The organism is Flavobacterium sp. LK-23, assembly GCF_058135255.1.
The window spans coordinates 1-14,066 of the sequence record NZ_JBYUVT010000009.1 but is presented as its reverse complement, the minus strand read 5'-3'; the positions used below and the strand labels follow the sequence as shown (position 1 = coordinate 14,066).

Annotated in this window: 14 protein-coding genes; 3 read left to right on the top strand and 11 right to left on the bottom strand. The window is 30.3% G+C overall.

Annotated elements, in window-relative coordinates; genetic code table 11:
* Positions 1 to 47 precede the first annotated feature (47 nt).
* Positions 48 to 755, bottom strand: a complete 708-nt coding sequence (locus tag AC3Y25_RS14385; protein ID WP_489903202.1) for a DUF6090 family protein — start codon at positions 753 to 755, stop codon at positions 48 to 50.
* Positions 756 to 1,127: 372 nt separating this feature from the next.
* Positions 1,128 to 1,484, bottom strand: coding sequence for a MerR family transcriptional regulator (locus AC3Y25_RS14380; protein WP_250837517.1), 357 nt, complete (start codon positions 1,482 to 1,484; stop codon positions 1,128 to 1,130).
* A gap of 221 nt (positions 1,485 to 1,705) precedes the next feature.
* On the opposite strand from AC3Y25_RS14380, the gene AC3Y25_RS14375 reads away from it, so the two are divergent.
* Complete coding sequence (locus AC3Y25_RS14375; RefSeq protein WP_489903201.1) at positions 1,706 to 2,722, top strand: serine hydrolase domain-containing protein; 1,017 nt, start codon at positions 1,706 to 1,708, stop codon at positions 2,720 to 2,722.
* A gap of 73 nt (positions 2,723 to 2,795) precedes the next feature.
* On the opposite strand, the gene AC3Y25_RS14370 is transcribed toward AC3Y25_RS14375, so the two are convergent.
* Positions 2,796 to 3,851, bottom strand: coding sequence for a hypothetical protein (locus AC3Y25_RS14370; RefSeq protein WP_489903200.1), 1,056 nt, complete (start codon positions 3,849 to 3,851; stop codon positions 2,796 to 2,798).
* A gap of 267 nt (positions 3,852 to 4,118) precedes the next feature.
* On the opposite strand from AC3Y25_RS14370, the gene AC3Y25_RS14365 reads away from it, so the two are divergent.
* The gene (locus AC3Y25_RS14365) at positions 4,119 to 4,682 is read left to right on the top strand and encodes an adenylate kinase family protein (RefSeq protein WP_250837520.1); all 564 of its coding nucleotides are present in this window, start codon (positions 4,119 to 4,121) and stop codon (positions 4,680 to 4,682) included.
* Positions 4,683 to 4,774: 92 nt separating this feature from the next.
* Here the strand turns inward: AC3Y25_RS14365 and AC3Y25_RS14360 are convergent, their stop codons facing one another.
* The 5 genes from AC3Y25_RS14360 to AC3Y25_RS14340 all read right to left on the bottom strand — a co-directional run bounded on the left by AC3Y25_RS14360 (position 4,775) and on the right by AC3Y25_RS14340 (position 10,260).
* Complete coding sequence (locus tag AC3Y25_RS14360) at positions 4,775 to 6,337, bottom strand: serine hydrolase (RefSeq protein WP_489903199.1); 1,563 nt, start codon at positions 6,335 to 6,337, stop codon at positions 4,775 to 4,777.
* Positions 6,321 to 7,703 (bottom strand): hypothetical protein, encoded by a 1,383-nt coding sequence (locus AC3Y25_RS14355; protein WP_489903198.1) that lies wholly within the window; start codon positions 7,701 to 7,703, stop codon positions 6,321 to 6,323. The genes AC3Y25_RS14360 and AC3Y25_RS14355 overlap by 17 nt, the downstream gene beginning before the upstream one ends.
* Positions 7,704 to 7,764: 61 nt before the next feature.
* Positions 7,765 to 8,304, bottom strand: coding sequence for a hypothetical protein (locus tag AC3Y25_RS14350; protein ID WP_489903197.1), 540 nt, complete (start codon positions 8,302 to 8,304; stop codon positions 7,765 to 7,767).
* Between the two features lie 120 nt (positions 8,305 to 8,424).
* A complete protein-coding gene (locus AC3Y25_RS14345; RefSeq protein ID WP_427875312.1) occupies positions 8,425 to 9,057 on the bottom strand; it encodes an SMI1/KNR4 family protein in 633 nt (210 codons plus the stop codon).
* 120 nt (positions 9,058 to 9,177) lie between these two features.
* Positions 9,178 to 10,260, bottom strand: coding sequence for an acyltransferase family protein (locus AC3Y25_RS14340; RefSeq protein ID WP_489903196.1), 1,083 nt, complete (start codon positions 10,258 to 10,260; stop codon positions 9,178 to 9,180).
* A gap of 343 nt (positions 10,261 to 10,603) precedes the next feature.
* Here AC3Y25_RS14340 and AC3Y25_RS14335 point away from each other — a divergent pair, with 343 nt between their 5' ends.
* Positions 10,604 to 11,494: a DMT family transporter gene (locus tag AC3Y25_RS14335; protein ID WP_489903195.1), complete on the top strand. Its 891-nt coding sequence runs from the start codon at positions 10,604 to 10,606 to the stop codon at positions 11,492 to 11,494.
* Between the two features lie 58 nt (positions 11,495 to 11,552).
* Here AC3Y25_RS14335 and AC3Y25_RS14330 read toward each other — a convergent pair whose 3' ends face one another.
* From AC3Y25_RS14330 to AC3Y25_RS14320, 3 genes are all read right to left on the bottom strand, one after another.
* Complete coding sequence (locus AC3Y25_RS14330; RefSeq protein WP_489903194.1) at positions 11,553 to 12,146, bottom strand: YdeI/OmpD-associated family protein; 594 nt, start codon at positions 12,144 to 12,146, stop codon at positions 11,553 to 11,555.
* Positions 12,147 to 12,188: 42 nt separating this feature from the next.
* Positions 12,189 to 12,962 carry an acyl-ACP--UDP-N-acetylglucosamine O-acyltransferase gene (gene lpxA, locus AC3Y25_RS14325; protein WP_489903193.1) on the bottom strand — a complete coding sequence of 258 codons (774 nt, stop codon included), beginning with the start codon at positions 12,960 to 12,962 and terminating at the stop codon, positions 12,189 to 12,191.
* 63 nt (positions 12,963 to 13,025) lie between these two features.
* The gene (locus tag AC3Y25_RS14320; protein ID WP_428238754.1) at positions 13,026 to 13,589 is read right to left on the bottom strand and encodes a Crp/Fnr family transcriptional regulator; all 564 of its coding nucleotides are present in this window, start codon (positions 13,587 to 13,589) and stop codon (positions 13,026 to 13,028) included.
* Positions 13,590 to 14,066: the final 477 nt, after the last annotated feature.

The window sequence follows — 14,066 nt, the reverse complement described above, 5'->3', positions numbered from 1 at the left end:
AAAACTCCATTATTTCTAATGGAGTTTTTTTTATGTTTTCGCTTTTTTTATTTGCCCAACTCTTTTTCAATCTCTTTAATAAGTTCAATTGCGAGCGGTTTTGTATTTTCTTTATAAACCCTTATGTTATTCTTACCTAGTTTAACAAGATATGAAAGTGTCTTTTTATATTTTGGATCAGAATATAATTCTTTCTCTGGCTTATCTGCATTTTCTATCTCTTTATCAAAACACTTAAACAAAAATTCAGTGTACATTTTATCCACTTCGTTAGCAGCTGGAACAAATATTTGATAATAGTTTAAGATTTTCTGTTTTAATTTTTCGTCTTCAATGTAACCAAGTTTACCGCTTGATTTAAAACTTTCATAATTACCTATAGTCAATGTTTGCCCATGTGAATGAATTGGGAAATTAACTCTACTTTTAGATCTATAAATACTGTCCAGCTGAGAAGTGGTTAATGCTAAAATTTTTTCATATTCTGCGTTTGTCTTTTGGTATGCGTGTATTTCTCTATCGATACTTTCTATATCATTCTTTAAATCGTTGTTTAAATTAGCAAGAAACACAGCTACTTCTTCTTGTTGGTGTCTATGCTCGCTCCAACTGTGCAACCATATCGAAAGCGTTACAGCAAAAACGATTATGAATATTTCTATTATGATTTCTTTTACTTTCTCACCTACTGTGTGTTCTGGTTTTTTCACTGCTTTGTAAATTTTGTTTGAATGTTTGGTTATTTCTTCTTGCATAATTTAGTTTTCTAATTTTGACTTTGGTTGTTATTTGCGGTTTATTTTAGTACGCTATTTAATTCTATGAGTTCACAGTCGTAATTGTTTTTGAAGCAGGCACCTAATTAATACTAATTGCTAAAATCATTAAATAAATACAATCGCTTTTTCTCTTTAGTACCCAGATTTTATCTAAAAGCGAATATAAGACTATTTGTAAAATCTTATATTGATTTCTCAAATCCCGTACAAAAAAATAACATTCTCCACTTGAAAATTTCTTCAAACATCGTATAGAATATTTCTTAAATAGCTCAGCACCAACCAAAAAAAACTCCTTAATTTCTTAAAGAGCTTTTCTACGATTTTTTAGACTTTAACAATCTATCTCTATTGCTTTTGTATTTTCTCACATACTTTTTCAAGAAGATTCTTAGTCTGTTTGAAATATCTCATTTTATCATCAATCTCTTTTATTTTGGCTTGAAAAAGTTCTAATGTTTCTGGTTTCGAATCTGTTGTCTCAAACCAGCTAATCAATATTTTTTTTATTTCTGCTAAAGTAAAACCAACTTCTCTTGCTTCTATAATGATTTCTAAACGCTCAATAGTATTAGCATCGTAATGTTTATAGTTATTAGAAGTCACTTTTTCATCAGTCAATCCTTTTATCATTCCTAAATTCTCATAATATCTAATCGTATGGATTGATAATCCGGTTTTTTTTGATAATTCGTTTACAAGCATAATTTTATTTTTTTTGATGAAAAAACAATAAAGCATAGAGTATAGTCTATACTATTTGGTTGCAAATATACTAATTGTTTTTAGTTTTAAAATTTTAAACCATAAAAAATGAGAGAAAAACAATTTTCGAAACAGAAAACACAACAGAATTAAAATGTTTTAATAAAAAAAATCCATTATTTCTAATGAAGTTTTTGTTTACTTTTATCAAAACTTCCAAAATGAGCAACGTCATTAAAAAAATCAGAATTGCGGCTTTTATTATCGCATTAACAATGTGCAACTATTTTTACGCTCAAACAAATAAACCGGAAACCGAACTAGATGTTTTATTTCAAAAAGCACTTCAATCGAAAACTTTTAACGGAAATGTTTTAGTTGCTAGAAAAGGGAAGATCATATACGAAAAGGCTCTCGGTCAAGCCGATGCGAGCAACACAATACCATTAAATAAAAATTACCGTTTTCATATTGGTTCAATTGCTAAAGAGTTCAACGCTGTTGGAATTATGATGCTAAAAGAGCAAGGGAAATTAAAACTAAACGACTCGATTTCTAAATTTCTTCCTGAACTTCCATCTTGGGCTAATAGAATTAAGATTATCCATTTGCTTCAGTACACCAGCGGACTTCCTCAAATAAAGTGGAATGAAGTCAATCAAGATTCAGATAATATGGCTTTTCTGCAAAAGACCTTAAATTTAGATTTTGAACCGGGAACTCAATACGATTACAACAACAATAATGTGTTTTTACAAAGACGTATTATTGAAAAAATTACCAACATGAGTTTTAATTCTTTTGTGATGAAGAAAATCTTAAAACCTATCGGAATTAAAAATGCAGTTGTAGATCCTGACGACAAAGAACCTCTTTTTGCAAAATCTTTTAATAAAGAAGGCAAACAAGATCTTCTTAAATATAACATTTCGGGTTGGACTGCTTTAAATCTAACGGATTTTTACAAATGGTCTGAAGCTATTAATTCTTTTAAAATTATTAACAAGCAATCTACACATGAACTTTTTGAACCTTTTTCTAAAGACAATCAAACAGGTCTTGGGAGTGGAACTATCGAAAACGGAAAAGTAACGAGTCACATACACGATGGTGCCGCTTTTAATTATCAGGCTTTATTAATCAGTAATCCTAATTGGACGATTATTCTGACGACCAATAATAAACAAAATAATTTGGAGGAAATTAGTAATTCAATAGAATCCATACTAAATAAATAGCATTCCTCTCTCAATAATAAAAAAGCTCCATTATTTCTAATGGAGCTTTTTGATAAAAATCATACTAAAGTCTTTATTTCAATTTTGTCAATGCTGTAGAATTTCTCAGCAAAAACACATATTGAAAATAATCAGTGGCAGAAGCATCTTCTAGAGGCACAATATTTTCTCCAAAAACTCTAGATTTAACTGTTATCAAATTTTGCGACTTCAAGTAAGGTGAATTTTTCGTGTTAAGTTTAAAAAGAGTGATTGATTCTGGTTTGCTCAATTCTTTTAGATCGTTAATTCCTTTTACGAGCATTAATGGGCCGTCAGCATTTAGCCAATCTACTTTTTCATTTTCAGGAGTTGGAAACTGCGGGTTTTTAGGAAGATACATTTCACTGTCAATTGTATAGCTTACCAAACTTGTCACTTTTACTCCCGAATCTTTTAATCCTGCAGCAAAAGTTGCTCTGCCCGATTCTGTTTTCTTTTGCAGTGTATGAAAATATCCAAAAAGTCCATAGAATTTTTCATTTTCAAGATGCCTTTTTTTAATTGAATTTTCAAAATTCACCACCATTGCTTCATCTCTTGAACCTTTTGATTCGTCATCAAAGTTTTTATCGATTCCGATCACGGTAATTTTTAGAGAATCTGCTAGTTTTTGATTGTAATCATAAATAGCATTCCATTTATCAAATAATTCTTGGCTAGCTTGTTGCGGAATTCGTTTCTTCACAGATTCAACAACTTCTTTTAAAATCGCTTTGTTCTTTTGCTTTTCAAACAAAAAGGCATTCAATTTTTTAGCCGTCAAACTATCCATTTCAGCAATATAATATTTGATTCCCACTTTTTTATTCAAGAAAAAAAGCATTTCCTGATCTATCTTCTGATTGTCAGCATAACCATGAATTTCTCCTAGTAAGAAAACATGTGATTTAAAAAACTCATCATCAAACAACTTTTCATCGATAGAAGTCCCAATCTGAACTTTATTTTTTGACAAATAACTTATATTATCATCATTTTTAGATTCTAAAAATAATGTATTGCTGATATACAAATAGGCAATAAAAAGTAAAATAATACTCAAAAGGCTGATAAACGTAATTTTGATAAATTTTAAAACTTTCTTCATGGTTATGGATTATGGTTGTTTTTGATTTTGATGTAAAAATATTTTTATTCGGCAGAAGATTCAATTTTTATTGACCGAATTGTCGTTTCCAGAAGATGAATTGTATCATTCTTTTACGATTTGTTTATCAATATCTCTGTTAGTGAAATTTTTAGCTGATTTTACAAAGAAGATGTTTTTTCCTTATAAATAAAGATTCCTTGTTAGGCCAGAATAAATCATTCGTACCTTTAAAGAATCAAAAAAATAAAAACTTCACAACTTAAAATGGAAATATTAATAATTACTGGCCCTCCTTATTCTGGAAAAGGTACGCAATGCGAAATTTTAAAAGACGAACTTAAATTTGAGCATATTTCAACTGGAGACAGATGCCGCTTGGAGAAACAAAATGAAACGGAAATTGGAAAAATAATGTCTCAATATGAAGAAAAAGGAGATTTGGTTCCTGATTCTATAATGAAAGATCTTTTCAGTAAAATATTGGATGAAAATAGAAATGCTAACGGAATTATCTTAGACGGCTACCCGAGAACCGAACCACAAGTAAATGATTTATTAGAACTTGTTAAATCTAAAAATCTGGAAATTGGAAAAGTAATTAATATTGATGTTCCAAAGGAAGAACTTTTAAAAAGAGCACAAAAAAGAGCCGAAACTTCTAACAGAAAAGACGATAAAGATGCCAACATTCATACTAAAAGAATCGAGGTTTTTGAAAGCTCAACCAGACCAGCAATCGAATATATGAAGTCTAAAATTAAAGTCTTGACTTTTGACGGAATGGGTACAATCGAAGAAATAACAAAGCGTATTAAAGACAATTTGTAAAACAATGCAATAGCTCATTGAATTACAACCTTATTAAATCCAATAAAAAAACTCCATTATTTCTAATGGAGTTTTTTTTATTATACTAATTGTTATTTTACTCTTACTAAATCTAAGTCCTGAAAATCAAAACTAAAATCAATGTTTGGAGAGATGCCTTTCATTTTAATAGATTGAGCTTTGCCATTTTCATCCAGAGAAAACATGGCCATTGCATCACAATTCATCGCTTGATATTCCCATTTTATGGCAAATGTATTAGCATTATAAAAAGCCATTGGACCATTTAATTTTGGCGAACGGTACGATTTAAACCATAACTTTTTATTTTTTTCAAATACTTCAATTTCACCAAACCATTTATCAGCATAAACACCAATAAAATCTTCATTTTTTATTTTTACATTTTTTGCCAGCTTTACTTTTTCCCATACTTTTTTGGTTACATCATCACCCGAATTTCTGTCTTCACCCATCCATTGTACCAATTTATCAGTCCATCCAAAATCATCTAAACCTAAATAACTATCAGAAATGGTATTGCTAACTGCTGTAAAAAGTCCTCCACCTCCATTTTCAGTATTAGTTAAAATTACAATCCCCAAATTCAAATCTGGATACATGGTTACAATAGAAAGCATTCCAGGCAAACCTCCAGTATGTGATACTTTTAAATATCCTTTTTCGTCTGATAATTGCCAACCTAAACCATAACCATTAAAATGAGAATTATATCTGGGATTTTGATCTGTTTCTTGAACAGTATGTATTCTCCACATTTCATTGTGGTTCTTTAAGGAAAAAAGCGTCGTTTTCAAATCTGGTCCGTACTGACCTTTATTCAAACGAACTATCATCCATTTCGCCATATCTTGAGCATTAGAAAACATGCCACCCGCAGCGGCATTAATTTGATCATTAAACCCTTCAATTTTCTTTATCGTTCCAGATTCAGACGAATGTGAAACTGCAAAATTAGATGTATCTTTTATTAAACTACTTCCAACAAAAGTATTGTTCATTTGCAAAGGAGCAATGATTCTTTTTTGCACAAATTCCTCATAACTCATACCGCTTACTCTTGCAATTATTTCGCCAGCTACGATATAAAGCAAATTATCATAATCCCATTTCGTTCGAAAAGCTGAAACAGGCTTAAAATGCTGAAAACTTGTCAAGACATCTTTAATGGTAAAATTAGTACCGTCAGGAAAAAACATCAAGTCACCTGCTCCCAATCCTAATCCGCTACGATGAGTCAGCAAATCTTGCATATTAAAATTCTCCGTCACATAATCATTATACATTTTAAATTCAGGAGCATAATCTTTTACCTTATCGGTCCATTTTAATTTTCCTTCATCCTCCAAAATAGAAAGCGCTGCCGTTGTAAATGCTTTGCTATTTGAGGCAATTTGAAAATTAGTATTTTCATTTACAGCTTTTTTGGTTTCTATAGAACTAACTCCGTAACCTTTTAAATGAATTATTTTTCCATCTTTAACAACTGCAATTGATGCTCCTGCTACTTTAAATTTCGCCAAGGCAGATTCCATCAATACATCAATATTTTGTGATGTTATTTGACTAAAGGCGGTTGCTGACGAAAAACAGATACAAATAACTAATACTAAATAACTATTTACTTTTTTCATTTATAGATTTAATTAATGTTTCCAATTCCGTTTTTTTCTGGTTCACAATTATCAATTGACTTTTATCGTCTAAAAGAATTTTCTCTACAAATTCTTTATCAGGATTTGCTTTCCAGTTCTTCAATTCTTTAAACTTATTCTTTAGGAGTTTAATTTTTTCCTTACTGTCTTTTGAAATAATCACCATTTTAGTCAGCGGTGTATGCTTCATTTTTTCAATACTGCTCTCCGTAATTTGATCTTCATATTCTGTTCTGGAACGATAACGAAACATTTTATTTATAACCTTAAAATCTTTTTCATTTTCTGTAATCACATAACGATATGTCATGATATTATTTAATTCATTTATCCAATCTGGAAAATTGGTTTCGTAAAGCTGAATATAACTATCTATAAAATTCTTATCAATAGGTTTCTTTTGATCGATATATTCTTTAGCTAACGGATAAATCTGCTTTGCCATCAAATTGATGTATTTATTACTATACCAATCTCCCGAATCTACTTTACCCTCTAATTCTGCATAAACATAACCATTACCCAATACCGTCGCCAGAACTTCATTCAATAATTGATAAGCGTAATTACTGCACGTTGATTTATTCGTTTTGAAATAAGTGTCAATTTCTTTTTTTACTTCAAGGGATTGTTCGTCGTAAATGATATGATAGGTCTCATGCATCATCACACTAAATAAATCTTTATGTGATTTTAAATCAGTTTGAATAGCACTAACGAAATTGTTGCAAAATGCAGAAGCAGTAAATCCTTTTGAATTAGGCAAAGGATAAAAAGCCGCCACAAAAGGGATTGAATTATCCCAACTGGAATTATAAAATACTAATCCAGTTTTAAAATAATTTTCAATCTTGTGATCATTAGAATATTTTTGAATTTCATCTAACTGTTTTTCAAACTTTTCTTTGTTCGGATTATAGATCAATTCATTATAAATAGGAGCAAATTCTGAAATACATTCTCCTAAATCACTCAGCGTTTTATTGGGAATCATTCCTGCAGAACGAATTTTGAAATCATTTAAATTATCGGTTTCAATCAAACTCTTTTTCAAAATATCTTGCGTTTGCATTGTTTTCTTTGATCCGTACGGAAAATCTTCAAATCGGAAACTATAAGAAATAGACAACTGCTCAAATTTTGAGATTAAACTTTTATACTTCTCAATATTGTATTTTGATTTTTGAAACTCTGTTTTAAAAACATTGTCTGGATAATATTCGGATAGATTTTCTAAAAAAACAAAAACTGCCAGCTGCTCCGAATATTTAATTTTGAAAGAGGCATTTTGCCCAAATGAAAGTGAACTTAATAATAAAAAAATCAGCAAAAGTGTATTTTTCATGCAATTTCTATTAGCGGTAAAAGTTTAGATTTCGAATAACATTTTATAAATATAAGATATTTTACAAGCGCCTGTTTCGTTTCTTTTTAGATGTTACAACTTCTTTAATCAAACCTCGTTCTAAAAGCATTTTGTTGTAAAAACCTTCGCGAAGTTTTTCAAATTCTTCTTTCAAAAGAAAAAGTAACTTTTCTGATTCGTTTGGATTTTCGAGTTTTTTCAACATAATTCCAATTCCTGAATTATGCGAAATTCCGTCACGATTTATAACAAAATGAAGTCTGCTGGAATCTTCCATAAAAAAATCGGAATAGTACTTTTTTAATTGCAATTCTTTCTGATTCATTAAAAGATCTATTAGTTTTTTGATTTCAGTAGACAATTCAAACCCCAATAAACTTTCAATTTCTTTACTATCTTTTTCTCTTGTATAAAAGCCAATTTCTCCCCTGCATTCATAATAAATATCAACGAAAATTTCAAATCTTAAGAGACGTTCTGTCCAGCCATCTGAGTAAATATAGGAAAGAAGATATTCTTCATCTAAAACATAATAGCCCGATTCATCAGGTTTTTGAATTTCTAATCGGTTAAAGCCCATTTCCTTTTATTTTGTTGTTTTTAAATGATGCCGTTCCTAAAATTTCACTAATCCTTTTTTTAGACATCTTTTTCTCGGCTCCAACATCTCCGAATTGGTTCTGTATTTTGAACAACGAAATTATTTTTTTGTATTATATTCTTCTGCAATATCACTCCAATCATCATTCCATGTAGTCTCAAAATAAATATCTGCCTTCTCCCAATCTTTTGCGTCCCAATCTTCTCTTTCATCAACTAGTTTCAATTTTTTAGACTTAATTTTTTCAATTATCAAATTTAGAAAATCTTCAAAGTTGTCTGCGATTACCGAAACTGGTTCAGGATCTCCGCATGGAAGATAGATAATCTGGCCTAAAATACCGTCTGTATTTGGAATAAAATCTATACAAAGAAAATTTCCCGAGCCATCATGGGCAAATGGAATTCTTTTAGTGGAATACAAAATATCGGTAATTTTTTTAACCTGATTAATAGCTTCAGGTTTTGTATCGGGAGCATTTTTAAAAAATAGCCATTCTCTTTTAACTTCTTCAATACCTAAATATCCAAATCCTCCCAAGAAACCCAAACTTCTTTTTTCTCCGTTATAAGTTTTCAATAATTGAATATAAGATGCAGGCAATTTTTGACCTGTAAATTTTTCCAGTTCCTGTATTTCAACATCGGTTGCTCCTTTATTCATAAAACGATCAAAAATATCAAGCTTACTTTTACAAACATTAATTAAACTAACTGTTACTTCTGTTTTCATTTTAGATTGATTTTTTTTGATTTGTGCTTTTGAATAATTAAAAAACAATGTAAGTATTAAAATTAAGTAATATTTTTTCATCTTAAATTTTATGATATTGAAAGATTATCCTTTTAACAATCATTTTTTTCTCCTGTCTGTCAAATATTTTCTGAATGGTTTATCATAAACATTCATTACGAAATAAGCAAAACCAACTAAAAGTATTACACTCGCTGTTACGATACATGTAAGCTGCATTGTGTTTGGTTTATAATTGACAAAGTAATTTCCGAACATCCATAGTACAGCATAATGTGTCATATATAACGGATATGAAATGTTACCCGAAAATGTGCATATCTTTTTCAAACAAGGTTTTAAATGAGCGCCAGCACCCAAAGAAATTAATAACGGAAAGTAAAATAAAACCACAAAAGGTTCAGTCAGCCAATTCCACCCTGAAAAAGGCATTACAAAAGCCAAAAGCAATAAGATAGTCAATCCGGCAAATCCCAATTTATTTTTGATAATCCAATTGGATCGGTAAATAAGCAATCCGGCCAAAAAAGAGTACGATATTCTGGCGCAGCCGTCCCAAAAAGTTGGTCCACTCCATCCGCCTATTAAATTTCCAGAACTATATCCAACATAACAAATTGCAAATGCAGAAATTAAAGTAAGAACAACTAAAAAGTTTTTGCGAATTTTATAAAGTACAAGTGCATAAACGATATTAGCAATATATTCCCAAAAAAGAGACCATGCGGGAGCATTAAAACTAAATAAATTAAATCCGCGATCTTCAATAACTGGAAACGGAATAAGAAACAGAGAACAAATAAATGTCAAAATAATTTTTCCAGTACTATATAATTCCAAATGTCCACCAAACGGATCAAACAAGAAAGCCAACAATCCTAATATGGACCCAGCAATAACCAACGGATGCAACCTTATTATTCTTGAGATAAAAAAGTTACGAAGTCCCATTTTTGCGATACGATCATCGTAAGCATATCCTATAACAAATCCCGAAAGGCAAAAGAAAAAATCGACAGCCAAAAATCCGTGTCCTATAAAATTCTGACTTGGATCGGTAAAAATCCATTCCATAAAATGAAAAACAACAACAGCAAAAGCTGCAATGCCTCTTAATCCATCTAAAATTTCAAAATGCTGTTTGGTTTCAAGAACTGCTGTAGTTGACTGGCTTGTACTCATTAGATTGTAATAAACTTATAATTTAGGTAATTTGGTATCGTTGCAAGTTCTACAAATAAATATTCAAATCAAAATCAGATTAATTTAATTCAGTTGTTAAATTTTTGAAGTTTCACATTTAAATAACTTTTTACACTTTTTCTGGGAATGCTTTTTTCTTAATTTTACCGAAAATTAAATTTTATCATGAGTTTTAAAGGTTGTCTTCCTCCTCCAGTAAATTAATAATGCTTCTTTAGTATTGACACTTGACTGAATCTTCAGTCCGATTAGTTGTGTCTTTACCTCAATCACATTATTAATATTCAAAATATATCCTCCAAAAAAGGATAGACAACTTCTTATGAAAAAATCTTATTTGATACTGCATTCTGCAGTTTTACTTGCTGGTTTTACTGGCGTTTTCGGAAAACTTATTTCTCTTAACGAAATTACTTTAGTTTGGTATAGAGTATTATTTGCTTCTATTATTCTCTTTTTCATTTTAAAAATTTACAATCTTAAAATGCTAAAGTCATTTTCTGAAGCAGTAAAAATTTCTAAAGCTGGAGTCTTGATTACCATTCATTGGATTTTCTTTTATGCCAGCATTAAATATTCTAATATATCAATTGGAGTTGTTTGCTATTGTCTTACCAGTTTTTTTACAGCTTTCTTTGAACCTTTTCTCAATAAAAAAAGATTCAATCTAACTCAGGTTTTATTAAGCATGTTAACCTTATTAGGAATAAGCTTGATTTTTCATTTTGATTCTTCTTATCAGCTTGGAATTTTACTCGGAGTAATTTCTTCTGCATTTGCTGCCTTGTACACTATTTACAACGAAAGACTAGTACAATTTTATGACAGCAAGCTCATTAATTTTTATCAAATGCTCGGAGGAACTTTAGTTTTAGGGCTTGCTCTTCCGTTTTATTTTTACAATTTTCCAGAACAGGTTTTTATTCCAAACTTAAAAGACATTTTCTATTTATTAATTTTAGCTTCATGCTGTACAGTTGCTCTTTATGTAATGTTTGCAGAATTCCTTAAAAAAATCCCTGCGTTTACCATAAATCTAACATTCAACTTAGAGCCAATTTATTCGATAATATTAGCCTTTTTGTTTTTTAATGAAGGCCAGTCGGTCAATTTCTCTTTTTACATAGGAATAAGTTTAGTTATGACTTCCGTTCTTTTCCAATCTTTAATTTCTATTCGAAAGAAAAACACCATCACAGAGCAAATCTCTTAGAATAATAAAAACAAAAAACTCCTTTGCATAAAAGGAGTTTTTCTTTTTATTTATTTTTTTAATCATTCAATCCTTTTCCGTCTAGAATTCGCCCAATATTTTTTTCTACTCTAGCTTCTCTAGTTTTAGATTGTTTAGGTTGAGAAAAATGGAGTAAATAGGCTCGCTGCCTTCCAGGAGTTAAAGCGTAAAAAGCCTTTTTAAAATCAGCATCTGAATCAAATTTATGCTGAAGCTCTTCTGCAATTTCAAAATCAGAAACTTTTTTCAGTTCTACTTTTTGTCCCGATTTCTCAATTTCGGCCGCTTCAAAAATATACTTTTTCAGAATTTCTTTTTTAGCTAAAATATCTTCAACATTAGTAAATCGAACTTGACGAGCCGCCTGTACATTATCTGATTGTTGGATCAAGATATTATCAGGATCTTTCATTAAAGCACCTTTGAAAAACAAAAAAGCACAATATTCTTTAAAATAATGAATTAATACAATATTTGCTTTTTTGAAAGTATAACAAGGAGATCCCCATTTCAATTCTTCAGACAAATGACAGTCTAAAACAATTTCCCTCATTTGTTCGATTTCGGCTTTCCATTTTTCAGCTTTTTCGAAATAAAAATCAACTTTAGAGTTTGTACTATGTTTGGTCATGACGAGTTAATTTATAAATATAAATTTAGCATTTTTATATATTTAAATTTCAAAACCCTTAATAATTCCTCTTTTAGATTGACGAACGAAATTTAGAATTTTATCTCGTTCAACTGTTTGCTCAAATTCTTCATTGATTATATCCAGAGCAAATTTTTTATTTCTCTTTTCTTGAAATATAATTCTATAAATTGACCGAAGTTCATCAATTTTCCGAGAATTAAATCCTCTTCTTTTTAGACCAACCGTATTTAATCCTGCAAATCTTAAAGGTTCATGAGCAACAACCACATAAGGAGGAACATCTTTAACAACTCGGCTTAAACCACTAATCATAGCATGTTCGCCAATAACTGAAAATTGATGTATAGCTGTTAGGCCGCTAATATTTACCCAATCTTCAACAGTTACTTCACCAGCCATTCCAACACTAAAACCTATAATGCAATTATTTCCAATAATGCAATCATGACCAATATGTGCATTGGACATAATTAAATTAGAATTACCAATACATGTTTTTCCTTTAGAAATTGTCCCTTTATTAATTGTTACAAATTCCCTGATTATATTGTTATCGCCAATTTCCAAAAGAGTATATTCTCCATTGTACTTCAAATCTTGAGGAACACCACCTAGAACTGCATTAGAATGAATTTCACAATTTTCTCCAATTCTTGATCCGCTTAAAATTGTTACATGATTTCCTATTCGAGTATTATCGCCAATTACAACATCCCCTTCAATAGTTACACCATTTCCTATGCAAATGTTATTACCTAAAACAGCATTTTTGTTAATAAAAGTATCTTTCAATTTTTATATCATTAATTAGTCACAAAAATTAAAAAAGTTTAAATATTTTTTATTGATGTAATATCAAATAATTGATGCACGAATTCTGCTCAAAGTTTCCTGACTTACGCCAATTAATGACGCAATGTGTTTCAATTTGGCTTTTTTAATAATTTGCGGAAATGACTCTAAAAGAAACAAATATTTTTTCTCTGCAGTCATTAAACGGAATAAATGATTAAACTCATTTATATTTGAAAGGTAGTATCGAAGTTGCTTAATATGAAATTTTATAAATATGGGATATTCCAATAAAGTCTGTTCATCCGAATAAGATAATGAATATACTAATGTTTCTTCACAGGTCTGAAAATTTTCAAATGAAGGTTTCTGTTCAAAAAAACTACTCATTGAAGTTACAAATTGATTATCGGTATAAATCCACTTCGTAACTTCTATCCCGTCTTCAATACAAAATCTTCTAATCGCACCCGATTTAATAAAATAGATTTTATTGCAAACTTTACCCTCTTCAACAATAAACTCTCCTTTTTTGAAAGTTTCTTCGAAAAAACTTTCCTTAATAGCAAACTCTGTCTCCGAATCTAATTTCTCAAAACTATTTATAATCTCAATTAGCTTTTCCATCCATTTTTATTTCATAATAACCAAATTTAAAGCGAATTTAAGAGAAAAGCTAAACCTAATAACAAACCGTTGTTTTTAATAGATTTTAAGAACTTTAAAGATCTAACAATAATAATTTGAGGTAGCGCCTTTAAGAATAAATATTAACCGAATTAAAACACAAAGAATAACTTCAACAACAAACAATGATATTTTTATGGCGTTTCCCTTCGGGCCGTGCTGTCCGCTGTATCTTTTGCGGATGGATGTTTATGGGAAAAAGAAGCCCTGCGTTCCCCGCAAAAGGATGCCGCTCCCATCACTAACGCGGCACGTGGTTAATCTGAAGCCATTATCCCATCAGGTTCGGTCAGATCAAAACTTCCAAAAATCAGAAAACCCCATCCGATTTGGATAGGGTTTTTCAAAAGAAAGGCGACGACATACTCTCCCACAAAACTGCAGTACCATCTGCGCAGGCGGGCTTAACTTCTCTGT